The sequence below is a fragment of the Billgrantia antri genome, assembly GCF_019430905.1.
In the GTDB taxonomy this organism is placed as follows: Bacteria; Pseudomonadota; Gammaproteobacteria; order Pseudomonadales; family Halomonadaceae; genus Halomonas; species Halomonas antri.
The window spans coordinates 511382-533754 of record NZ_JAHYCA010000002.1 but is presented as its reverse complement, the minus strand read 5'-3'; the positions used below and the strand labels follow the sequence as shown (position 1 = coordinate 533754).

The window sequence follows — 22373 nt, the reverse complement described above, 5'->3', positions numbered from 1 at the left end:
GTTGGACACACGTCAATTTCCTATACCAGTTTCGCCTGTATCCTTGGTTCAGTCTGTCAGGCGGCTGCGCTAGAATCCGCCCTGCTTTCTAACCTGCATCACCCTCAACCGGGAATCTTGCCGTGGCCTGCGCCACCGCGAGCTCTCGATTCGCGTTCGACGGGAACCTGACATGAGCACAGCACTAGAGCATCCGACCTACAACTACAAGGTAGTTCGGCAGTTCGCGATCATGACAGTGGTGTGGGGCATCGTGGGCATGCTCCTCGGTGTCATCCTTGCCGCACAACTGGTCTGGCCGCAACTCAACCTCGACCTGCCTTGGACGAGCTTCGGCCGCCTGCGCCCGCTGCACACCAACGCAGTCATCTTCGCCTTCGGCGGCTCCGCGCTGATGGCCACCTCCTATTACGTGGTACAACGCACCTGCCAGACGCGGCTGTTCAGCGACCGACTGGCCGCCTTTACCTTCTGGGGCTGGCAGGCGGTGATTCTGTCCGCCGTCGTCACGCTGCCGCTGGGCTACACCACCACCAAGGAGTATGCCGAGCTCGAGTGGCCGATCAACATTCTGATCGCCGTGGTCTGGGTCAGCTATGCCATCGTCTTCCTGATGACCATCAAGCAGCGCAGGACCTCCCACATCTACGTGGCCAACTGGTTCTTCGCTGCTTTCATCCTGACCGTGGCGGTGTTGCACATCGTCAACAACGCCGCCATCCCGGTATCATGGATGTACTCCACCTCGATCTACGCCGGCGCCATCGACGCCATGGTGCAGTGGTGGTACGGCCACAATGCGGTGGGCTTCTTCCTGACCGCCGGCTTCCTCGGCATGATGTACTACTTCGTGCCCAAGCAGGCGGAGCGTCCGGTCTACTCCTATCGCCTGTCGATCGTCCATTTCTGGGCGCTGATCATGATCTACATGTGGGCCGGTCCGCACCACCTGCACTACACCGCACTGCCCAACTGGGCGCAGTCGCTGGGCATGGTGATGTCGATCATCCTGCTGGCGCCCTCCTGGGGCGGCATGATCAACGGCATGATGACCCTCTCTGGGGCCTGGCATAAGCTGCGCACCGATCCGACCCTGCGTTTCCTGGTCGTGGCCCTGTCGTTCTACGGCATGTCCACCTTCGAAGGCCCGATGATGGCGGTGAAGACGGTCAACGCGCTGTCCCACTACACCGACTGGACCATCGGCCATGTCCATGCCGGCGCCCTGGGCTGGGTGGCGATGATCACGATCGGCTCCATGTACCACCTGATTCCGCGCCTGTTCGGTCGCACCGAGATGCACTCGGTCGGGCTGATCGCCGTGCACTTCTGGCTGGCCACCATCGGCACCGTGCTCTACATCGCCTCGATGTGGGTCAACGGCATCCTGCAGGGCCTGATGTGGCGCGCCATCAACCCGGACGGCACGCTGATGTATACCTTCATCGAGGCCGTCGAGGCCAGCGGCCCGGGTTACATCGTGCGCCTGATCGGCGGCCTTTTCTGGGTCACCGGCATGCTGATCATGGCCTACAACGTCTTCATGACCGTCAAGCGCAGTGAAGCCGCCAGCCAGCAGCCGATTCCGCAGTCTGCCTGAGTAACCGGGGAAACCGACACCAATGAAACACGAGATCGTCGAAAAGAACGTTGGCCTACTCGCCGTGCTGATTCTGGTGGTGATCAGCTTCGGCGGCCTGGCCGAGATCGTTCCACTGTTCTTCCAGAAGCAGACCACGGAGCCGGTCGACGGCCTGCGCCCTCTCTCCGCCCTCGAGCTGGAGGGGCGTGATATCTACCGCCGCGAAGGCTGCGTCGGCTGCCACTCTCAAATGGTGCGCCCATTCCGCGCCGAGACCGAGCGCTACGGCCACTATAGCGTGGCCGGCGAATCGGTTTACGAGCACAACTTCCTGTGGGGCTCCAAGCGTACCGGCCCGGACCTGGCCCGCGTTGGCGGCCGCTACAGCGACGACTGGCACCGCGCCCACATGTACAATCCGCGCGACGTCGTGCCCGAGTCGATCATGCCGGCCTACCCCTGGCTGTTCGAGCGCACCCTCGACGGCGAGGACACGCCGCGCAAGATGGAGGTGCTGCGTAGCCTCGGCGTGCCCTACACCGACGAGCAGATCGCCAATGCCACCCGTGAGGTGCGCGGCGAGCAGGAGATCACGGCGCTGGTCGCCTACCTGCAGCAGCTGGGGACCGTACTCGAGGGCACGCGCTGATCATGGATACCGGTACCTTTCGCGGCATTATCACCGGTCTGCTGATCATCGCCTTCCTCGGCATCGTGTGGTGGGCCTATTCCCGGCGGCGCAAGCCGGACTTCGACGAAGCGGCCCAGCTGCCCTTCGCCGACGAAGACGAACAATCGAACCGAGACCGCAGCGCCTCGCAGCAGGGCTCGCATCGCGAGCAGGCAGGCGAAGCCGATTCCCGTAAAGACAGGGGAGACGAAAACGCATGAGCAATCTATGGGATGACTCCCTTTCCGGGTTCTGGAGCGCCTGGATCATCTTGATAACGCTGGGCTCTATCGCCTTCGCCTTCTGGATCCTGTATGCCAACCGCAAGACCGACAAGGTGCCCGATGCCGAAGGCAACGTGGAAACCACCGGCCATGCCGCCGACGAGATCGAGGAATACGACAACCCGCTGCCGCGCTGGTGGTTCCAGCTGTATGTCGCCACCGTGGTGTTCTCGCTCGGCTACCTGCTGCTCTACCCGGGGCTAGGCAACTTCGCCGGTCTGCTCGGCTGGACCCAGGAGGGCCAGTGGGAAGAGGAGGTGGCCCGCGCCGAGGAGCGCTTCACGCCGATCTTCGCTCAGTACGAGGAGATACCGATCCCCGAGCTGGCTCAGGACGGCGAGGCCATGCAAGTGGCCGAGCGGATCTTCCTCAACAATTGTGCGGTATGCCACGGCGCCAACGCTCAAGGCGGCTACGGCTTTCCCAACCTGACCGACGACGACTGGCTGTACGGCGGCGAGCCGGAACAGATCCTGACCACGCTGGTCCGCGGGCGCAACGGTCTGATGCCCTCCTGGCAGCAGCTCGGCGAGGAGAACATCGAGAACGTCGCCAACCATGTGCTGTCGCTCTCCGGCCTGGAGCACGACGCCGAGCGCGCCGAGCTGGGTTCTTCGGTCTTCACCTCGGTGTGCGCGGCTTGCCACGGGCCCGACGGTACCGGCAACCAGGCGCTGGGCGCACCCAACCTGACCAACGACACCTGGCTCTATCAGGCACCTGGCCAGAGCGTCCTCGACTCGGTACGCCAGACGCTGCGTAACGGCCGTAACGGCCATATGCCGGCCCAGGAGGCCTACATCGGTGCCGAGCGCGTGCACCTGGTGGCCGCCTATATCTACAGCCTGCGCCTGAACGACTGACGACTCCGCCCGGGCGGGGCAGTGCGACCCACCGTCGCACTGCCCCGCCACCCGACGGGCTCCCGATACAATGAAGCCCACTTCATTGCCTTCCCAAGCGGGCCAGCGCGGCCCGTCGCGAGTCCGACATGAGCAACAAGATTCCCACTCGAGACGTGACCCCGGACGCCGTGGGCCACCACACGCCCCAGACGACGGTTCGCCAGGAGATGTACGCCAGGCGTCGCCACATCTACGTGCGCGAGATAAAAGGGGTCTTCCAGCGCGTGCGCCGTGTGGCGAACTGGCTGCTGATGCTGGCCTTCTTCGGCCTGCCGTGGCTGACCTGGGGCGACCGTCCGCTGATCTGGTTCGATCTGCCCGGGCGTGAGTTCCACATCTTCGCCGCCACCTTCTACCCGCAGGAGTTCGTGCTGCTCTCCTGGCTGTTGATCATCTGCGCCTTCGGCCTGTTCTTCATCACCGTGTTCGCCGGACGCGTATGGTGCGGCTATACCTGTCCGCAGAGCGTGTGGACTTTCCTCTATATCTGGGTGGAGAATCGCCTGGAGGGCTCGCGCAATCGCCGCATCAAGCTCGACCGCGCGCCGATGAGCCTCGACAAGGCCTGGCGCAAGGGGGCCAAGCACGCCATCTGGCTGGCCATCGCGCTGGCCACCGGGGTCACCTTCGTCGGCTATTTCACGCCGATCCGCGAGCTGGTCGCCGAGCTGCCCACCCTCGAGGCCCATGGCTGGTCCTACTTCTGGGTCGGCTTCTTCCTGGTCTTCACCTACCTCAATGCCGGCTGGCTGCGCGAGCAGGTATGCATTTACATGTGCCCCTATGCACGCTTCCAGTCAGTGATGTTCGATGCCGACACCCTGATCGTCTCCTACGACACCGAGCGCGGCGAACCCAGAGGATCACGCAAGAAGAGTCTGAGCCACGCCGAGGCGCGTGCAGCCGGCCATGGCGACTGCATCGACTGCGATCTGTGCGTGCAGGTCTGCCCCACCGGCATCGACATTCGCGACGGCCTGCAGTATGAGTGCATCACTTGCGCCGCCTGCATCGATGCCTGCGACAGCGTCATGGACCGCATGAACTACCCACGCGGGCTGATCCGCTACACCACCGAGAACGCGCTGGAAGGAAAGCGGTCGCATATCCTGCGACCTCGCCTGCTCGGCTACTTTGCCGCCCTGGTGGTCATGATCGGCCTGTTCGCCTGGGCGCTGGGCGATCGCATGCCGCTCAATGTCGAAGTCGAGCGCGAGCGCGGCCAGCTCTACCAGATGACCCGTGACGGGCGTATCAGCAATGTCTATACCTTGACGGTGCGCAACCTCGACGAACGGGATCATGTCTATCGACTCGATGCACGCGGCCTGCCAGGTCTCACGCTCGATACCTTGACGCTGGAGGTGCCGGCCGGCAGCACGCGCTTGTTCGCCGTACAGGCCACCGTCGATCCCGCGGCGCTGGAGATGCCCAGCCATCCGATCGAGCTGCTGCTGCAAGCGCAGCACGACGAAAGCATCGCTCTCAAGCGCGAAACCCGCTTCATCGGAAATATCCGGAGATGACCGCCATGTCCACCCCCGCGCCCTGGTACAAGCAGTTCTGGCCGTGGTTTCTGATCGGCCTGCTGTTCTCGGCAATCGGTGTCAGCTCGACCTTTGCCGTTCTCTCGGTTCGCTCCTTCGACGGCATGGTGCAGGAGGATTACTACGAGCATGGCCGCGCCATCAACATGGTGCTGGCCAAGCAGCAGCGCGCCCATGCGCTCAACCTTGCCGCCGACCTGCGTATCGACCCGCTGACCAGTGACATCATCGTCCAGCTCGACGGCGACGATCGTCCTGAGCGGCTCCACCTGCGGCTGATCTTCCCCACCCAGGACAACCGCGACCAGGACCTGACATTGGAGCATGTGCGCGACGGCCACTACCTGGGCCAGGCGCCCGACAACTTGCGCCACCGCTGGTATCTGCAGCTGCAGCCCAGCGCGGAGACGCCCGAGTGGCGCCTGGTGGGCGAGGCGCGCTTTCCCAGCGACGAGAGCTTCAGCCTCACCCCCGGCGTCGAGCGGAGCAGCTGATGAGCGTAGTGACGACCCTTGACGCCTGACGACATGAGTCTGGCTGCCGGCCAGCCACCCCCGAGCCAGTCCTGCTATCACTGCGGCAACCAGGTGCCTGCCCAGGCCCCCTGGTCGATCACTCTGGACGAGGCAACGCACCCCCTGTGCTGTCCCGGCTGCGAGGCGGTGGCCCACGCCATCGTCGAGGGCGGCCTGGCCAGCTATTATCGCTTTCGCACCGAGCTGCCCGAGCGGCCCGACGAACGCCAGGCGGTCAAGGCCGAGACCTGGGCGGTATTCGACGATCCGGGCCTGCAGCAGCAGTTCGTGCATGCCGAAGGCGACGATGGCGAGGTACACGCCACTCTGGCAGTGGACGGCATCACCTGCGCCGCCTGCGCCTGGTTGATCGAGCATCGCCTCAACGCCCTGGAGGGAGTGACCGCCAGCGCCGTCAACCTCACTCATCATCGCGTTCGCGTGGCCTGGGACCCGGCCCGCCTCAAGCTGTCGCGTCTTCTCGCCGAGATGGCCGGCATCGGCTATAGCGCCCAGCCCTACGAACCGGATGCGGCCCAGCAGCGTTTGCAGTTCGAGGAGCGCATGAACATCCGCCGTCTCATCGTGGCGGCGGTGGGCATGGCCCAGGTGATGATGTTCTCGATCCCGATCTATACGGCCGGCCCCGGCGAGATCAGCGAGGACTTCCTAGCACTGTTCCACTGGCTGTCGTTCGCCCTGGCCACCCCGGTCGTGTTCTTCTCCGCCATGCCCTTCTTCCGCAATGCCGCGCGCGACCTGCGCACGCGGGTGCTAGGCATGGACGTGCCGGTTTCCATCGCCATCGGCGGTGCCTACCTCGCCAGCGGCTATGCCGTACTCTCCGGCAGCGGCGAGGTCTATTTCGACTCGGTGACGATGTTCACCTTCTTCCTGCTCTTCGGCCGCTACGTGGAAGCCCGTGCACGACGCCGCAGCGGCCATACCGGCAATGCCCTGGCCGGCGCCCTGCCGATCTCCGCCGTGCGCCTCGAGGCGAACGGCGAGGAGCGCATCCTGCCGGCCAGCGAGCTCGTCGCCGGCGACCGGGTGGTGATCAAGCCCGGCCATGGGGTACCCGCGGACGGCGTCATCGAGGAGGGCGAGTCGAGCCTCGACGAATCGATGCTCACCGGCGAGTACCTGCCGGTGACTCGGCGTGTCGGCGACAGCGTCACCGGCGGCAGCCAGAACATCGAGAGCCCGCTGGTAGTGCGCGTCACCCACGCCGGCAAGCAGGCGCGGGTGGCCGGCATCATCGACCTTACCGACCGTGCCTTCGCCAGCCGCCCGCGCCTGGCGCAGATGGCCGCGCGCATGGCGCACCTGTTCGTGCTGCGTCTGCTGGTGGTGACCGCCTGCGTCAGCGTCGCCTGGTGGTTCATCGATCCCAGCCGCGTGCTGTGGGTGACGCTCTCGGTGCTGGTGGTGACCTGCCCCTGCGCCCTGGCGCTGGCCACGCCCACCGCGCTCACCGCGGGACATGGCCAACTGCGTCGGCGCGGCGTGCTGATCACCCGCGCCGATGCCATCGAGTCGCTGTCCCAGATCGACCGAGTGATCTTCGACAAGACCGGCACGCTGACCTGCGGCGAGATGCAGTTGGTCGACACCCATCCGCTCGGCAACCTGCCGGCGGAGCGGGCCAGGATGATCGGTGCGGCGCTGGAGGCCCACTCCGAGCACCCCATTGCCCGCGCCTTCCGCCCCTGGCGCGAAGCGACGGTAGAGGCACGCGAACGCGTGAGCCGTACCGGCCAGGGCGTGGAGGGCACGATCGACGGCCGGCGCTGGCGTCTTGGGCACGCCGACTTCGCCGCGCCCGACCATTCCCTGGCCGCCCCGGGCGAGGGGCAATGGCTGCTGCTCAGCGAGAACGGCGTGCCGCGTGCCTGGTTCGCCCTGCGCGACCGATTGCGCGACGACGCCGCGCAGACCATTGCCGAGCTGGTGGCGCGAGGCATACACGTCGAGCTGCTCTCCGGCGACACCAGCGACGCCGTACGCGGCATGGCCGAACAGCTGGGCCTCGATACCTGGCACGCCGGCGTCGGTCCCGAGGGCAAGCTCGAGCGCATCCGCACGTGCCAGGCTGCCGGTGAGAAGGTCGCCATGATCGGCGACGGCATCAACGACGTGCCGGTGCTCGCCGGCGCCGACGTGTCGATCGCCATGAACGGCGCTACCGACCTGGCGCGCACCAGCGCCGATGCGGTGTTGCTGAGCCCACGGCTGATGCGTATCGTCGAGGCGATCGAGATCGCCCGGGCCACCCGGCGTGTCATGCGCCAGAACATGATCTGGTCGGTATGCTACAACTTCTCTGCACTGCCGCTGGCCGCCATCGGCATCGTACCGCCTTGGGTCGCGGCGCTGGGCATGTCGGGTAGTTCTCTGGTGGTGGTGGGTAACGCGCTGCGGCTCAACCGATTTCGTCTGCGCCCTAGCCAGACACCGACTCCCGACGCACGATGGGTGAACGCATGACGATCCTCTATCTTCTCATTCCGCTCTCGCTGATCCTGCTCGGCCTCGCCGTGTGGGCCTTTTTCTGGGCGGTGAAGAACGACCAGTTCGAGGATCTCGAAGGACCGGCCCACCGCATTCTCTTCGACGAGGACGAGAACGACCTGACGCCGGAAGAGCGCGAGCGGCGACGCCAGGCCAGCCGGCACAAGTCGGCCGGCGCGGCCGGCGCGGATGGCGACGACCCGGCGGAGCGCTGATGGATCCTACCGGCCTCGGCCTGCCGCCGCTGCTGGCGGCCTTCGTCTTCGGCCTGCTCGGCGGCGCCCACTGCATCGGAATGTGCGGCGGTATCATGAGCGCACTGACCTTCGCCGTGCCGCCCAGCATGCGCAGCCCGGCACGCCTGTCGGGGCTCCTGCTCGGCTACAACCTGGGGCGCATCGCCAGCTACACGCTGGCCGGCGCCCTGGTGGCCTCGCTCGGTACCGTGGTGGCGCTCTCATCGACGGCGCGAGTCGGCCTGCAGCTATTCGCCGCGCTCATGCTGATCCTGATGGCCCTCTATATCGCCAACTGGTGGAAGGGACTGCTCAAGGTGGAAGCCCTGGGCCGGCACCTGTGGCGCTACCTGGAGCCGGTCGGCAAGCGGCTGATGCCAGTGGTTAAAATACCCCAGGCCATCGGCCTCGGCGCGATATGGGGCTGGCTGCCCTGCGGCCTGGTCTACTCGATGCTGGCCTGGAGCCTGGCCACGGCGGATCCGCTGCGCGGTGCGCTGCTTATGGCATCCTTCGGGCTAGGTACTCTACCTGCGTTACTGGTCACCGGTTTCGCCGCGCGCCAGCTCAGCACGCTGATTCGCCACCCGGCGACCCGCACCCTGGCTGCCATTGCGATCATCGCCTTTGCCCTGTGGCAGCTCGTCGCGCTGCTGTCGCAGAGTGCCACAGGCCACTGATGACGCCGCCGCGAAGCGGCATTACCACTTCGTTTGACGCAGCTCAATCCGCCTTGGGCAGCATACCGCTAGCATGAGGTAACCGTTAGCCTTTCGGAGTGTCATCATGTCCGTCCCCGCACGCTGCGTGCATCAAGCGATGGCCGATCCTTTCGCCTGGGACGAAGCCCTCTTGCGACGCTACGACACCCACGGTCCACGCTATTCCTCATACCCCACCCTCTATTCTTTCAGCGAGGCATTCGGCGAGCGAGATTACCTGGCGGCCCTGACCCGCAGCAACACCGATGCCAGGCCACTGTCGCTCTACGTGCACATCCCCTTCTGTCGCAAGGCCTGCCATTACTGCGGCTGCCACAAGATCGCCACCCGCAACGCCAAGCTGGCCGAGCCCTACCTCTCGCGCCTGGATCGCGAGATGGTGTTGATCAAGCCGCATCTGGATACGCGCCGTGAAGTGGCCCAGCTGCACTGGGGTGGCGGCACGCCGAGCTTTCTCAGCCTCGATCAGATGAGCGACCTGATCGATCGACTCGATGCCCGCTTTGGACTGTCCAATGCCCGTGACCGCGACTACGCCATCGAGATCGACCCGCGCGAGGCCGACGTCTTTACCCTGCGCCACCTGCAGGCGCTGGGATTCAATCGTCTCAGTCTCGGCGTGGTGGATCTCGATCCACGGGTGCAACGCGCCGTCAACCGGGTACAGCCGCGCGTTCTCACCGAAGCGCTGCTCGACGAGGCCGACCGTCTCGGCTTTCATTCGCTCAACCTGGATCTGATCTACGGCCTGCCGTTGCAGACCCGGGACACGTTCGCCGCCACCCTGGAGCAGGTGATCGCCATGGCGCCGGCGCGCATCTCGGTCTTCAACTATGCGCACATGCCCGAGCGCTTCGCGGCCCAGCGTCTCATCAACACCGAGGACCTCCCCGGCCCCAAGGAGAAGCTGGCAATCCTGCGCACTACCATCGCCATGCTCACCGGAGCGGGCTACGTGCACATCGGCATGGATCACTTCGCCCGCGCCGACGACAGTCTGGCGATCGCCCAGCGCGAAGGCACTCTGCAGCGCAACTTCCAGGGTTACTCCAGCCACGCCCAGTGCGACCTCGTGGGACTGGGGGTCTCGGCCATCTCCAGCATCGATGATGTCCATGTACAGAACCATACCCATCTCGCCGCTTACGAAGCGGCGCTCGACGCCAGTCATTTACCTACCGCACGCGGTATACGCCTGACGTTCGACGATCGCGTGAGGTGGCATGCCATCGAGCGCCTGATGTGCGACATGGCGCTCGATCTTGATGAACTCAGTGAAACGTTCGGCATCGACGCCCCGCGCTACCTGGCAAATAGCCTGTCAAGGCTGGAAGCACTCCAGCGCGATGGTCTATTGTCCTTTGAAAGCCATCGAATCGTGGCCACACCGCTCGGCAGACTGCTGATCCGTCACTTGGCCATGGCCTTCGATGTTCACCTGTCCCCCACTCCCGACGAACGTTTCTCACGCATCGTCTGAGAGCCCGGTAGCACACTGAGGGTTAAGTACATTGCGGCCAATAGTCGCAAGGGGCATTTCACCTGCATGAATAATGCTCCATAATGGCTTCACGACAGTGAACGAGGAGGTGGAGCATGCCGGTCAACGCGGCCAATGCACTCGGCAAGCGGCGCTCGCTGCTGCATGAAACCCGTTGCCAGAACTGCAGCCTGAGTTCCCTGTGCCTGCCTCTTGCGCTGGAACTCGAAGACATGGAGCAGTTCGACGCCATCATCCGGCGTCGCTCACCGCTGAAGAAGGGCGAGTCGCTGTTTCGTCAGGGCAGTGCCTTCAGCAGCGTCTTCGCGGTGCGCTCCGGCAGCCTCAAGCAGGTCACTACCGAGGGCTCGGGCGAGGACCAGGTGACCAACTTCTATCTGCCCAGCGAACTGGTCGGCCTCGACGGGATCGATGAGCAGCAGTACCCCGGCAGCGTGATCGCCTTGGAGACCACCACCGTCTGCGAGATTCCCTTCGACCGGCTCGACTCGCTCTCGGAGCAGCTGCCGGAGCTACGCGGCCAGCTCTACCGCAGCATGAGCAAGGAGCTGCGCGACGACCGCAAGATGATGCGTCTGCTGTCGCGCAAGACGGCCGACCAGCGCCTGGCCAGTTTCTTCACCAGCCTGTCGGACCGCTTCCGTCGTCGCGGCTATTCGCCCTACAGCTTCCGCCTCTCCATGTCACGGGCCGATATCGGCAACTACCTGGGGCTGGCCGTGGAAACGGTGAGCCGCATTCTCGGGCGCTTCCAGCAGCAGGGGCTGGTCGAGGTGTCGGGACGCGAAGTGAACATTCTCAATCTCGAAGCGCTGGTGGCACAGGCCCAGGACGATCATTGATCCTTGCCGTCACCACGAGCAAACGCAAACCGCCCGGCCAATGCCGGGCGGTTTGCGTTCGGACGAACTATTCGGGGTGGACTGACGGCTCAGCTGTCGTGCGCAACATTCAATGCATCAATGCGCCTGTCGCGCAGTCGCGCCTGCTTGGCCTCGAGCCCCTCGAAGTCGAACAGCTCGCGGTCGGCCAGCTGCGACGGCGCCACGTTGGACACCGCCTTGAACATCGACTCGATGCGGCCGGGGTGCTTACGCTCCCACTCGGCCAGCATCTCCTTGACCACCTGACGCTGCAGGTTGGGCTGGGAACCGCACAGGTTGCAGGGGATGATGGGGAAAGCCATCAGCCGCGCGAATTCGGCGATGTCCGCTTCACGGCAGTAGGCCAGCGGCCGGATGACGATGTTCTTGCCATCGTCGGAGAGCAACTTGGGCGGCATGGCCTTAAGGCTTCCGCCATAGAACATGTTGAGGAACAGCGTCTCGAGAATGTCCTCGCGATGGTGGCCCAGCGCTACCTTGGTCGCCCCGATCTCCTCGGCGAAGCCGTAGAGGGAGCCACGCCGCAGACGTGAACAGAGCGCGCAGGTAGTCTTGCCCTCCGGCGTCTTCTCCTTTACCACCGAATAGGTGTCGCGCTCCAGAATGTAGTACTCGATGCCGGTGGTCTCGAGATACTCGGGCAGCACGTGCTCGGGAAAGCCGGGCTGCTTCTGGTCGAGGTTGACCGCCACCAGAGAAAAGTTCACCGGTGCGTTGCGCTGCAGATTGCGCAGTATCTCGAGCAGCGTATAGCTATCCTTGCCGCCCGACAGGCAAACCATGACACGATCGCCTTCATGGATCATGCCGTAGTCGATGATGGCATTGCCCACCTGGCGCCTCAGGCGCTTCTGCAGCTTGTTGAATTCTCGCCGCCCCTTGGCATCGAGCTGCTCCAGCGGGGCGTGCGCCTCGTCCTGCGGCAGAGAGACATCGAGATCGGCAACGGCACGGGGGTCGAATGAGACGGCGTCTTGCATGGTCGGGGCACTGCCAGAGCGAACGGTGGGTGAGGCCGCACATGCTACCATCGACGCCGCCCGTAGGCGACGCCATGGCAGCGACTTACTGTCTCATGCCTCGCGGCGGTCCTGCATGCCGGCCCGCTCCAGGCGCAGGTACATGAGCGCCGTGGTCACGGCATCGCCGAGCGCAGTATGGCGGCCCATGATCGGAACGCCGAGCGCCTCCGCCACTGCCTCGAATCGCTGCGCAGGTGACTCTGGCTCCATGACGCTGCGACGTTGCTGCCGATGGTACAGCTGCGCGACATCGATTCCGCTGTTGGGCAGGTCGAAGCCGAAGCGGGGACGGATCTGGCGATTGAGGATGGTCATGTCGAAGTCGAGCCGCCAGCCCAGCAGCGGCCGGTTGCCGATGAAGTCGAGCAGGGTCGCCAGCGCGTCGTCCAGGCCGACCCCATCGTCCAGATCGACACCGCGCAGCCCATGTACGCGGATGGAGTCGCCGGTCAGTGTCGCGGGTCGCCTAAGGCGCAGATCCAGCGATTCGCTGGTGAGCACCCTGTCGCCGCGGACCTTGACCGCACCGATGGAGACGGGCTCGGCGGTACGCGTATCGATACCGGTGGTTTCGCAGTCGATGGCGACCAGCTCGTCCCCGGTATAGGGACGAAAAAGCCAGCCATACTCGCCACCTGCATGGCGCCGACGGTCGTTGGCCCGACGCAGCGCTCGAAACATGCCTACCTCCTTTGTATCTGTCCGCCTCCCGCCGCCACGAACCTCACGAATATTCGAGGTGGTAACGTTGCGACAGGCTCTGTTTGAAGTCCTTGACGATATGCAGCGCCTCTCGCAGCAGGTCGCGCTCCAGTGACGATAGCTGCTGGACCACGACACGGTCGGGGCTCTTGCCGTTGCCGTCGCCGTCGAGGCGCTCGAGCTGTTGCTTCAAGCGCAGCTCGGTGAATAAAGACAGCGCCTCGGCCAGATTTTCGGCAACGCGCTCTTCCAGCCTGCCGTCCGCCGTCAATGCCTCGAGACGCTCCAAAGTCGAAGTCGGCTTGATCTTGCGCTCCAGCGCCATGGTGCGGACCCCATGCACGATGGGGAAGATGCCGCCCTTCTTGATGTCGATGCCGTGCTGGGGCTTCTTGAGTGAGCCGAACAGCGTCAGCGGCGTGGAGAAGCGCAGCGCAGTGCGGGCGAAATAGGAGAGCAGCAGTTCGTCACGCGAGCACTGCTCGAACAGCGCTTCGCGCACCCGCTCGAGCAGCGCCGGGTTGCCCGCCACTGCGTGGGAGTCGAGCATGATGGCGAGCTTCATCAGGCTGTCGCCATCGCGTCTTTGCGCCCAACGGGCAATACGCTCGCGCCACTGGCTGACGGTGCCCACCCACTCGGGATTGTTGACCATGATGTGTCCGGGACAAGGCGGGTAGCCGAGTTCGATCAGCGTCTCGGTCAGGCGCTGCATCTGCTCGCTGACTCCGGGCCACTCCAGCCCGTCGGCCAGAATCAGGCCGTTGTCCTGGTCGGTCTTGAGGATCTGTTCGCCGCGCCCTTCGCTGCCCATCACCATCAGGCAGCTGTCGCGATGGTAGCGCTCGTCGATCAGAAAACCCCACGCCTTGGACATGATGCGCCCGTTGAGCGCCGCCAGCAGGCCCATGGCAAAACGCAGCTTGACGCCCTGCGCCATGAGCGCCTTGACCAGCTCGGGGGTCCGGCGGCTGGCGCGGAACAGGGCATCGAGGCTATCGGCCTGCTCCACCTGCAGGCTGACGACATAGCTGCGGCTGGAGAAATAGCTCAGCACATCGGTCAATTCGACCACGCCGGTCGGTGGCGCCCCCTCGGCCTCCTGCACCACGACACGCTCCACCTTGTGGCGGGTCATCATGACCAGCACCTCGAACAGGTACTGTTCGGGCCGTACCGTCACCAGCGCGAAGTGAGCGATCTCACGCAGCGGACTCTCCCTGTCATGCCCCTCCAGGACCAGCGCATTGAGCAGATCGGTCTTGGTCACCATACCTGCACCCTGCTCGCTTTCCACCAGCAGGCTGTCGGCATGGCTCTCGTGCAATCTGGCGACTGCCTCTGCAATGGTCGTCTGCGCCCCCATGCACAGCGGCGGACGCATGCATTCACTGACTCTCGCCAGCATGAAGCCGGCCATGGTCACTCCGCCCTCGGCGCGCTGCTCGGTCAGCAGGCGCGCCTTGTGGGCAAGGGTCTGGCGAAAGAATTCGGCAAAGGGGGGATAGTCATCGCACAACTGCAGGAACAGTGCCTTCGGCATCAGGTAACAAAGGCACTCCTGCTCGGCGCGGAAGCGATAGCGACTCTTGCCGTTGAGAATACTGATGGCACCGAACAGATCACCCGCGGTGTAGTGGCCGATTCGCTCGCGGGCTCCCGGTTGGGTGGTGTCCAGCTCGGCCACCTCGCCCTTGTGAATGAGAAAGACGTACTCGCCGGGCTGACCGGTTTCGAGAATGATCTCGTCACGGTCGAAGTAAGCCAGGTCGATGCCATGACGGACACGCTCACGCCCCTCTTCGTTCAAAAAGGAGAAAGGGGGCTGAGAAAGATCGACATCGACCATGTTGGTAACCCTCGTGGTGCGGCCGTCATCGCCGTCAGCACTCGAACGAGTCCGAAAGAGAAGCCTGGCTGGCAAGTCGCGGTATCGAGGGACCACTCAAGCCTGGGCATACACGCCTTGCCGCCTGAAACTCGAAGAAACACGTTTTCCCATTTGGGGGACTTACGCCTAACCGGCCTTACAGTGGCAGAATAACAGTCCCGACTTTCAAGACATAACCTAGACCAACGTCAAAGGACACCGACTACGAAGACTTTCCATCCGCACTAGACAATGGTCTTACGAGCCAATGAGATAGACAAAAGTTCTATGCTAGACAATCGTCCTACCATCAACGGAAGCGGTATCGCAATACACATGCCACGAAAACGTAACTTGTTGAATTTAAAAACTTTATACGAAGATGAGAGTATCGCAGTTTGCTCATGATACGAAAGTCTGGGATTTTAATTTTTTGATTTATTGACCACTATTGCTCTTGAGCCATTGGGGATAACGCGCCTGTTTAAAGCGGCTCGATGACAGGTAACCAGACGTGGTGGGAAGTGCGGCTCGTCCGCAGGGATCATGGGTCAACTGATGCTGGCTAGCATCTCTAGTCCTTACCGCTCGACTCGCTTGGAGCCCCCTGATGAAGCTTGGCAACTCTCTTGGCGGCTTCCCAACCTTAACAACAAGTGGAGAGCATTCACTATGGCAGATGACAAATCCAACGCGACTGCATATTGGAAGGCGAACCTACGCCTGATTACCGGCTGTATGATCGTCTGGGCATTCGTCTCCTACGGCTGTGCCATCCTGTTCCGCCCCCTGCTGTCAGGCATTCCTGTCGGCGGCACCGACCTTGGATTCTGGTTTGCCCAACAGGGATCCATCCTGACCTTTATCGTGCTGATCTTCTTCTACGCCTGGAAGATGAATCGGCTCGATCAGCAGTTCGGCCTCGGGGAGTAAGCCAGCATGAGTCAATTTGCGATCAACGTTCTCTTCGTCGGCGGCTCCTTTGCCATCTATATCGGTATCGCGATATGGGCCAAGGCCGGCTCGACCAAGGATTTCTACGTCGCCGGCGGTGGGGTGCACCCCATTACCAACGGCATGGCAATCGGTGCCGACTGGATGTCCGCGGCATCATTCATTTCCATGGCCGGCCTCATCGCTGCCGGCGGTTATGCCAACTCGACATTCCTGATGGGCTGGACAGGTGGTTACGTGCTGCTGGCCATGCTGCTTGCCCCCTATCTGCGCAAGTTCGGCAAGTTCACCGTCCCCGAATTCATCGGTGACCGCTTCTACAGCAAGCAGGCCCGTCTGGTGGCGGTCATCTGCCTGATCGTGGCTTCGGTGACCTACGTTATCGGCCAGATGGCGGGCGCGGGCGTGGCCTTCTCTCGCTTCCTGGAGGTCGAAGCGACCACCGGCCTGATCATTGCTGCCGTGGTGGTGTTCTTCTATGCGGTACTCGGTGGCATGAAGGGGATCACCTACACCCAGGTGGCCCAGTACATCGTGCTCATCATCGCCTATACCATTCCGGCGGTATTCATCTCCCTGGAGCTGACCGGCAATCCGATTCCGCCGCTGGGCCTGTTTTCCGATCACGCCGAATCCGGCGTACCGCTGCTGACCAAGCTCAACGAGGTGGTCACCGCGCTGGGGTTCAACGAGTACACGGCGGATGTGGACAACAAGCTCAACATGGTGCTGTTCACCCTGACGCTGATGATCGGTACTGCCGGTCTGCCCCACGTCATCATCCGCTTCTTCACCGTGCCGAAGGTGGCCGACGCACGCTGGTCCGCCGGCTGGGCCCTGGTATTCATCGGCCTGCTCTACCTGACCGCTCCGGCCGTGGCCTCCATGGCGCGCCTGAACCTGGCGACCACCATCTATCCCGAGATGGCCGGCCAGGTCGAGAACATGGAAGAAGCCGCTACCAACCCCATCCTCTATGAGGATCGCCCCGAGTGGATCCGCACCTGGGAAGAGACCGGTCTGATCTCCTTCCAGGATCTCAACGACGACGGCCGCATTCAGATGTATAACGGCAATGCCGACTTCACCGATCGCGGCTGGGAAGGCAACGAACTGACCGTCAACAACGATATTCTGGTACTGGCCAACCCGGAAATCGCCAACCTGCCCGGCTGGGTCATCGGCTTGATCGCCGCAGGCGGCTTGGCTGCCGCACTGTCGACGGCCGCGGGTCTGCTGTTGGCCATTTCCTCGGCGATCAGTCACGACCTTATCAAGGGCTCGATCAATCCCAACATCTCCGAGAAAGGCGAGCTGATGGCGGCACGAATCTCCATGTCCGTTGCCATCATCGTGGCTACCTACCTGGGGGCCAACCCGCCGGGCTTCGCCGCCCAGGTGGTGGCACTGGCCTTCGGTATTGCCGCCGCCTCGCTGTTCCCGGCGCTGATGATGGGTATCTTCTCCAAGCGGGTAAACAACGTGGGGGCCATCGCCGGCATGCTGGCCGGTCTGATCTTCACCGTGGTCTACATCTTCGTCTACAAGGGCTGGTTCTTCATCCCGGGCACCAACAACCTGCCGGATACCCCGGACAATTGGGTGCTGGGCATCTCGCCGCTCTCCATCGGCGCGATCGGGGCCCTGATCAACTTTGCCGTGGCGTTCGCCCTCTCCAAGGCGACCCAGGAGCCTCCCCAGGAGATCCAGGAACTGGTGGAAAGCGTTCGCTATCCCAAGGGAGCTGGCATGGCGGTCGACCACTGAGTCATAATCCTATCCCGGCGTCACCCTGGCGCCGGAACCCATCTCACATCGGGCTTCCTTCGGGAAGCCCGATGGCTGTCAGGAAGCTCCCAACATGATTTGGCACTTTATTGCGGCGGTCTTCGCCGGACTCGGCGCCGCAGGCGTCGGACTCCTGCTGCGGACCCTGAGCGGCAAGCGGCTGCCCCGCTGGATCGTCCCGGTCTTTGCCGGCCTGGGTATCCTTGGCTATCAGATCAACCATGAGTACAGCTGGTACGAGCATAAGCGCAATCAGCTGCCGGCAACGGCGCAGGTGGTCGATACCGAACAGGACCGCATGTTCTGGCGCCCGTGGACCTATGCCTTTCCCTTGACAGTGGGCTTCAGCGTGGTCGACCACAGCAGCATGGAGCGACGCCAGGCCGACGATCATCAGCTGGTTGAATTCATTCTTTACCGTTTCCAGAGGGCCCATGTGGATCGACTCCACCACCAGCCGTACCTGATGAACTGCGCCTCGGCCGAGCTGGTGCCGCTCGCCGAAGAGAGCCGCCGGCCACGCGTCGATGCCCTGCGTGAGCTCGATCGGGAGTCCGCGCTCTATCAGGCGGTCTGCTCGACCGAGTAGTTCCGGAGCCACTGCCAAGCCACCGCCAGGCCCGAGTGCCCTCGGGCCGATATCCCGATAGAATGATCGGCACTTGCCGGGGGGAGAAATCATGTTTGCCGGTTGGCTGCTGGTCGCCGTTTCGCTGCTCTACATCGCCATCCTGTTCGGCATCGCCTGGCTGGGCGATCGCAACGCACGCCGGCGTGGCACCAGTCGCCAGCGCCCTGTCATCTATATCCTGGCGCTGGCCATCTACTGCACCTCGTGGAGCTTCTACGGTGCGGTCGGCCAGGCAGCGACCTCGGGTTGGTCCTTCGCCAGTATCTACGTCGGGCCGATCCTGACCTTCATGCTGTTCTGGCCGATACTGGCCAAGATGATCCGCGTGGCCAAGCGGCAGAACGTCACTTCGATCGCCGACTTCATCGCCTCGCGCTACGGCAAGGCGCAGTCCCTGGCGGCCTTCGCCAGCCTGGTCGCGCTGATCGGCACGCTGCCTTACATCGCCCTGCAGCTGAAGGCCGTGTCGACCTCGTTCGCCGTACTGACGGATGCAGCCGACATCACCCGTACCCCGTTGTTTGCCGATACGGCCTTCTTCGTGGCCATCGTGATGGCTGCGTTCGCCATTCTGTTCGGCACCCGCCACACCGATGCCACCGAGCATCATGAAGGCTTGATTCACGCCGTCGCGTTCGAGTCGATGGTCAAGCTGCTGGCCTTCCTGCTGCTGGGCGCCTATGTCACCTGGGGCATGTTCGACGGACTTGGCGAGCTGATGGCCATCGCCGACACCCAGATGGAACTGCAGCGCCAGCTCGCCGATCAGGATTTCGGCCGCGGCTTCTGGGCCCAGACACTGCTCGCCATGCTGGCGATCTTCTGCCTGCCACGCCAGTTCCACGTCGCCGTGGTGGAGAATACCCATCCCAACGATGCCGCCAAGGCACGCTGGCTATTCCCGCTCTACCTGGTGGCATTCGCCTTCTTCATTCTGCCCATCGCTGCCGCCGGCCTGGCCCTGTTCCCCGACGGCTCGGTGGAACCCGATACCTTCGTGCTGGCACTGCCGATGGCAGCCGGCCAGCAGTGGCTGACCCTGCTCACCTATATCGGCGGCTTCTCCGCGGCGACCGGGATGGTCATCGTGGCCACGGTCGCGGTCTCGATCATGATCTCCAACGAGATCGTTATACCGCTGCTGTTCCGGCTGCGCTGGCTGGATGCTCGGCCACGTGACTATGGCCGCCTGGTGCTTCAGGCGCGGCGCATCACCATCGGCGTAATCCTGGCGCTGGCCTATGGTTTCTACCGGCTCATCGGCGAGTTCACCTCGCTGGCCTCGATCGGCATGCTCTCCTTCGCCGCGGCCGCGCAGTTCGCTCCCGCACTACTTGGCGGCCTGTACTGGAAGCGCGGCAACCGCCTCGGGGTGGTGGTGGGGATGAACGCCGGGTTTGCCATCTGGGCCTACAGCCTGCTGATGCCGGGAATGATCCAGGCCGGCGTGCTGCCGACCGAGTGGCTCGCCGGTGGCCCCTTCGGCCACCCCTGGCTGACGCCCACCGCGCTGTTCGGGCTCAACTTCGGCGACAGCTTCACCCATGGCGTGATGCTCTCGCTCGGCGTCAATCTGTTCTGCTACATCTTCGTTTCACAGATCACCTCGCAGCGGGTTGTCGAACGCATTCAGGCCTCGTTGTTCGTCGACAGCGTCGAGACCCGTCAGACCTCGGTCAACCGCCCCTGGACCGGCGCCACCACCGTCGGCGACCTCAAGGTGCTGTGCGAGCGTTTCCTCGCCGCCGGCCAGGTATCGCGCGCCTTCGACGACTACGCCCGACGCACCGGCAAACCGCTGGAGGACGGCAACCGTGCCTCCATCGACGTGATCCAGTTCACCGAACGCTTCCTGGCTTCGGTGCTCGGGGCGTCATCGGCACGCATCGTGGTCAACTCGGCGCTTCAGGGGCGCGGCATCGGTATCTCCGACGTGATTTCCATCGTCGACGAGGCCTCGCAGGTACTGGAGTTCAACCGCGCCCTTCTGCAAGCCACCATCGAGAACATCAACCAGGGCATCAGCGTGGTCGATCAGAACATGCGCCTGGTGGTGTGGAACCAGCGCTACCTGGAACTGTTCCGCTTCCCCGACCACCTGATCCGGGTCGGTGCGCCGATGGACAAGATCTTCCGCTACAACGCCCATAACGGCGAGTACGGCCCCGGTGATCCTGAGGAGCACGTGCAGCTGCTGATCGACAACATCCGTGACGGCCAGCCTCACCGCTACGTGCGCTACCGCCAGGACGGCAGCGTACTGGAGGTACAGGGCAATCCCATGCCGGGAGGCGGCTTCGTCTACACCTATCAGGACATCACCCAACAGAAGCGCATCGAGGAAGCGTTGATCCGCTCCGAGAACAACATTCGCATCTACACCGACAACGTGCCGGCGCTGATCGCCTACTTCGACAAGGAGTGCCGCTACCTCTTCACCAACCGCGCCTATGAGCAGGCCTTCGGCATCGATCGCAACGAGGTAATCGGCAAGCCCCTCGAGGCCGTCATCAGCAGCGAGATGGCCGAAGAACGCGACCCCTGGATTCGCCGCGCCCTGGCCGGCGAGCGCGTCAGCTTCGAGGTGTCGATGCGCATTGCCGAGGATCTGCGCTACATGCTGGTGACCTATACCCCGCACTTCGGCGATAGCGGCGTGATTCTGGGCTTCTTCGCTCTCTACCAGGACATCACCGAGCGTCGCCTGGCGGAGATAGCGCTGAAAGAGACCAACGAGACCCTGGAGGAGCGCGTGCGGGAGCGTACCCAGGCGCTGTCCGAGGCCAACACCGCGCTGCGCCAGGAGAACCGCGTGCGCGCCGAGGCCGAACAGGCCTTGCGCCAGGCCAAGCAGGTGGCCGAGGATGCCAACGCCTCGAAGACCCGCTTCCTCGCCGCCGCCAGTCACGACCTGCTGCAGCCGCTCAACGCCGCGCGCCTGTTCACCTCGGCGCTGTCGCAGGAAATGGACGCCGAGGACATGAAGCGCACCATCGGCCATATCGACAATTCGTTGCAGGCTGCCGAGGAGCTGCTCGGCACCCTGCTCGACATCTCCAAGCTCGATGCCGGCGCCCTGACGCCGAGGCGCAGCCACTTCGCCCTGGCCGACATCTTCCAGCCCCTACGCGCCGAGTTCGAGGTGATGGCCGAGGATCGTGGCCTCGACCTGGTGGTGGTCCCGACCCGTCAATGGGTCGATAGCGACCCGCAGATGCTGCGCCGGATCATCCAGAACTTTCTCTCCAATGCGCTGCGCTATACCCAGGAAGGACGGGTACTGCTGGGCTGTCGGCGCCGCGGGGCGCGCCTGACCATCGAAGTGTGGGACTCGGGGCCGGGCATTCCCGAATCCAAGCAGGCCGAGATCTTCCAGGAGTTTCGTCGCCTGGACCAGGCCACGCGCCACAAGGAGAGCGAGAAAGGGCTGGGCCTGGGACTATCGATCGCCGATCGTATGAGCCGCGTGCTGGATCATCCGATCAAGGTCTTCTCGCGGGAAGGCATCGGTACCATGTTCTCGGTCGGCGTGCCGGTAGTGGCACCGCGCAGTGCCGCCGAGCGTGCCGAAGAAGCCGCTTCGCCGCGCCGCGTAGGCAACAAGCTGGTCGGCTCCCGTATCCTGTGCATCGATAACGAGACGCTGATTCTCGAAGGCATGAGAGCGATGCTGTCGGGGTGGGGGTGCGAGGTCTACACCGCCACTACCATCGGCGGGGCCAAGTCGGTGCTGCGCAACCTCGACGGCGAGCCGGATGCCATACTGGCCGATTACCACCTCGACAACGAAGTGACCGGCCTGATGGCGCTGGAGGCACTCAGCGAGCGGCTTCAGGGCGCCGTACCGGGCATCGTGATCACCGCCGACCGCACCGAGGAGGTGGCCGAGGAGATACGTCGCAGCGGCTATCATCTGCTGCAGAAACCGGTACGCCCTGCCGCGCTGCGCGCCCTGCTGACCCGCACGCTGCAGGCCAGCCGGGCTGCTCGGCAGGAGAGTTAGAACAGGGTCACGTCCCGCTGACGGGGCAAGCCGCGACGCCGACAAC

At 63.8% G+C, this 22373-nt stretch carries 18 protein-coding genes; 15 read left to right on the top strand and 3 right to left on the bottom strand.

Translation table 11 applies throughout. The features are described 5' to 3' along the window. The first annotated feature begins 172 nt into the window (after nucleotides 1-172). The 11 genes from ccoN to fnr all read left to right on the top strand — a co-directional run bounded on the left by ccoN (nucleotide 173) and on the right by fnr (nucleotide 11315). A complete protein-coding gene (gene ccoN, locus KPL81_RS06870) occupies nucleotides 173-1600 on the top strand; it encodes a cytochrome-c oxidase, cbb3-type subunit I (protein ID WP_209476581.1) in 1428 nt (475 codons plus the stop codon). 22 nt (nucleotides 1601-1622) lie between these two features. Continuing rightward, entirely contained in the window at nucleotides 1623-2231 is a 609-nt protein-coding gene (gene ccoO / locus KPL81_RS06865; RefSeq protein WP_219791199.1) for a cytochrome-c oxidase, cbb3-type subunit II, read from the top strand. A gap of 2 nt (nucleotides 2232-2233) precedes the next feature. Continuing rightward, the gene (locus KPL81_RS06860) at nucleotides 2234-2473 is read left to right on the top strand and encodes a cbb3-type cytochrome oxidase subunit 3 (protein ID WP_197568002.1); all 240 of its coding nucleotides are present in this window, start codon (nucleotides 2234-2236) and stop codon (nucleotides 2471-2473) included. Next, the gene (ccoP, locus tag KPL81_RS06855) at nucleotides 2470-3399 is read left to right on the top strand and encodes a cytochrome-c oxidase, cbb3-type subunit III (protein WP_209476578.1); all 930 of its coding nucleotides are present in this window, start codon (nucleotides 2470-2472) and stop codon (nucleotides 3397-3399) included. The genes KPL81_RS06860 and ccoP overlap by 4 nt, the downstream gene beginning before the upstream one ends. A gap of 128 nt (nucleotides 3400-3527) precedes the next feature. Then, nucleotides 3528-4967 carry a cytochrome c oxidase accessory protein CcoG gene (gene ccoG, locus KPL81_RS06850; RefSeq protein ID WP_219791198.1) on the top strand — a complete coding sequence of 480 codons (1440 nt, stop codon included), beginning with the start codon at nucleotides 3528-3530 and terminating at the stop codon, nucleotides 4965-4967. A 5-nt stretch (nucleotides 4968-4972) separates the two neighbouring features. Continuing rightward, on the top strand, nucleotides 4973-5482 hold the full coding sequence (locus KPL81_RS06845; RefSeq protein WP_219791197.1) for a FixH family protein: 510 nt from the start codon (nucleotides 4973-4975) through the stop codon (nucleotides 5480-5482). Nucleotides 5483-5515: 33 nt separating this feature from the next. Continuing rightward, nucleotides 5516-7990 (top strand): heavy metal translocating P-type ATPase, encoded by a 2475-nt coding sequence (locus tag KPL81_RS06840; protein WP_219791383.1) that lies wholly within the window; start codon nucleotides 5516-5518, stop codon nucleotides 7988-7990. Next, nucleotides 7987-8229: a cbb3-type cytochrome oxidase assembly protein CcoS gene (gene ccoS / locus KPL81_RS06835; protein WP_219791196.1), complete on the top strand. Its 243-nt coding sequence runs from the start codon at nucleotides 7987-7989 to the stop codon at nucleotides 8227-8229. Before KPL81_RS06840 ends, ccoS begins: the two co-directional genes overlap by 4 nt. Further along, complete coding sequence (locus KPL81_RS06830; RefSeq protein WP_219791195.1) at nucleotides 8229-8930, top strand: sulfite exporter TauE/SafE family protein; 702 nt, start codon at nucleotides 8229-8231, stop codon at nucleotides 8928-8930. Before ccoS ends, KPL81_RS06830 begins: the two co-directional genes overlap by 1 nt. 106 nt (nucleotides 8931-9036) lie before the next feature. Next, entirely contained in the window at nucleotides 9037-10452 is a 1416-nt protein-coding gene (hemN, locus tag KPL81_RS06825; RefSeq protein ID WP_240549086.1) for an oxygen-independent coproporphyrinogen III oxidase, read from the top strand. Between the two features lie 116 nt (nucleotides 10453-10568). Then, nucleotides 10569-11315 (top strand): fumarate/nitrate reduction transcriptional regulator Fnr, encoded by a 747-nt coding sequence (gene fnr / locus KPL81_RS06820; protein WP_209476568.1) that lies wholly within the window; start codon nucleotides 10569-10571, stop codon nucleotides 11313-11315. 89 nt (nucleotides 11316-11404) lie between these two features. Here fnr and ttcA read toward each other — a convergent pair whose 3' ends face one another. The 3 genes from ttcA to KPL81_RS06805 all read right to left on the bottom strand — a co-directional run bounded on the left by ttcA (nucleotide 11405) and on the right by KPL81_RS06805 (nucleotide 14930). After that, nucleotides 11405-12337 (bottom strand): tRNA 2-thiocytidine(32) synthetase TtcA, encoded by a 933-nt coding sequence (gene ttcA, locus KPL81_RS06815; RefSeq protein ID WP_209476567.1) that lies wholly within the window; start codon nucleotides 12335-12337, stop codon nucleotides 11405-11407. Between the two features lie 93 nt (nucleotides 12338-12430). After that, nucleotides 12431-13060, bottom strand: coding sequence for a 3'-5' exonuclease (locus tag KPL81_RS06810; protein ID WP_209476565.1), 630 nt, complete (start codon nucleotides 13058-13060; stop codon nucleotides 12431-12433). 43 nt (nucleotides 13061-13103) lie between these two features. Next, the gene (locus tag KPL81_RS06805; RefSeq protein WP_209476564.1) at nucleotides 13104-14930 is read right to left on the bottom strand and encodes a DUF294 nucleotidyltransferase-like domain-containing protein; all 1827 of its coding nucleotides are present in this window, start codon (nucleotides 14928-14930) and stop codon (nucleotides 13104-13106) included. A 693-nt stretch (nucleotides 14931-15623) separates the two neighbouring features. Between KPL81_RS06805 and KPL81_RS06800 the strand changes: the two genes are divergently transcribed. The 4 genes from KPL81_RS06800 (at nucleotide 15624) to KPL81_RS06785 (ending at nucleotide 22327) form a co-directional block, all read left to right on the top strand. Next, complete coding sequence (locus KPL81_RS06800; RefSeq protein WP_197449805.1) at nucleotides 15624-15884, top strand: DUF4212 domain-containing protein; 261 nt, start codon at nucleotides 15624-15626, stop codon at nucleotides 15882-15884. A 6-nt stretch (nucleotides 15885-15890) separates the two neighbouring features. Further along, on the top strand, nucleotides 15891-17672 hold the full coding sequence (locus KPL81_RS06795) for a sodium:solute symporter family protein (RefSeq protein WP_219791194.1): 1782 nt from the start codon (nucleotides 15891-15893) through the stop codon (nucleotides 17670-17672). Between the two features lie 94 nt (nucleotides 17673-17766). Next, the gene (locus tag KPL81_RS06790) at nucleotides 17767-18282 is read left to right on the top strand and encodes a hypothetical protein (RefSeq protein WP_219791193.1); all 516 of its coding nucleotides are present in this window, start codon (nucleotides 17767-17769) and stop codon (nucleotides 18280-18282) included. 91 nt (nucleotides 18283-18373) lie between these two features. Further along, nucleotides 18374-22327, top strand: a complete 3954-nt coding sequence (locus tag KPL81_RS06785) for a hybrid sensor histidine kinase/response regulator (RefSeq protein WP_219791192.1) — start codon at nucleotides 18374-18376, stop codon at nucleotides 22325-22327. Nucleotides 22328-22373: the final 46 nt, after the last annotated feature.

Bases quoted from the DNA above. Each gene is read 5' to 3' on its own strand.
- ccoN (WP_209476581.1), top strand. From the start codon at position 173: ATGAGCACAGCACTAGAGCATCCGACCTACAACTACAAGGTAGTTCGG.
- ccoO (WP_219791199.1), top strand. From the start codon at position 1,623: ATGAAACACGAGATCGTCGAAAAGAACGTTGGCCTACTCGCCGTGCTG.
- KPL81_RS06860 (WP_197568002.1), top strand. From the start codon at position 2,234: ATGGATACCGGTACCTTTCGCGGCATTATCACCGGTCTGCTGATCATC.
- ccoP (WP_209476578.1), top strand. From the start codon at position 2,470: ATGAGCAATCTATGGGATGACTCCCTTTCCGGGTTCTGGAGCGCCTGG.
- ccoG (WP_219791198.1), top strand. From the start codon at position 3,528: ATGAGCAACAAGATTCCCACTCGAGACGTGACCCCGGACGCCGTGGGC.
- KPL81_RS06845 (WP_219791197.1), top strand. From the start codon at position 4,973: ATGTCCACCCCCGCGCCCTGGTACAAGCAGTTCTGGCCGTGGTTTCTG.
- KPL81_RS06840 (WP_219791383.1), top strand. From the start codon at position 5,516: ATGAGTCTGGCTGCCGGCCAGCCACCCCCGAGCCAGTCCTGCTATCAC.
- ccoS (WP_219791196.1), top strand. From the start codon at position 7,987: ATGACGATCCTCTATCTTCTCATTCCGCTCTCGCTGATCCTGCTCGGC.
- KPL81_RS06830 (WP_219791195.1), top strand. From the start codon at position 8,229: ATGGATCCTACCGGCCTCGGCCTGCCGCCGCTGCTGGCGGCCTTCGTC.
- hemN (WP_240549086.1), top strand. From the start codon at position 9,037: ATGTCCGTCCCCGCACGCTGCGTGCATCAAGCGATGGCCGATCCTTTC.
- fnr (WP_209476568.1), top strand. From the start codon at position 10,569: ATGCCGGTCAACGCGGCCAATGCACTCGGCAAGCGGCGCTCGCTGCTG.
- ttcA (WP_209476567.1), bottom strand. From the start codon at position 12,337: ATGCAAGACGCCGTCTCATTCGACCCCCGTGCCGTTGCCGATCTCGAT.
- KPL81_RS06810 (WP_209476565.1), bottom strand. From the start codon at position 13,060: ATGTTTCGAGCGCTGCGTCGGGCCAACGACCGTCGGCGCCATGCAGGT.
- KPL81_RS06805 (WP_209476564.1), bottom strand. From the start codon at position 14,930: ATGGTCGATGTCGATCTTTCTCAGCCCCCTTTCTCCTTTTTGAACGAA.
- KPL81_RS06800 (WP_197449805.1), top strand. From the start codon at position 15,624: ATGGCAGATGACAAATCCAACGCGACTGCATATTGGAAGGCGAACCTA.
- KPL81_RS06795 (WP_219791194.1), top strand. From the start codon at position 15,891: ATGAGTCAATTTGCGATCAACGTTCTCTTCGTCGGCGGCTCCTTTGCC.
- KPL81_RS06790 (WP_219791193.1), top strand. From the start codon at position 17,767: ATGATTTGGCACTTTATTGCGGCGGTCTTCGCCGGACTCGGCGCCGCA.
- KPL81_RS06785 (WP_219791192.1), top strand. From the start codon at position 18,374: ATGTTTGCCGGTTGGCTGCTGGTCGCCGTTTCGCTGCTCTACATCGCC.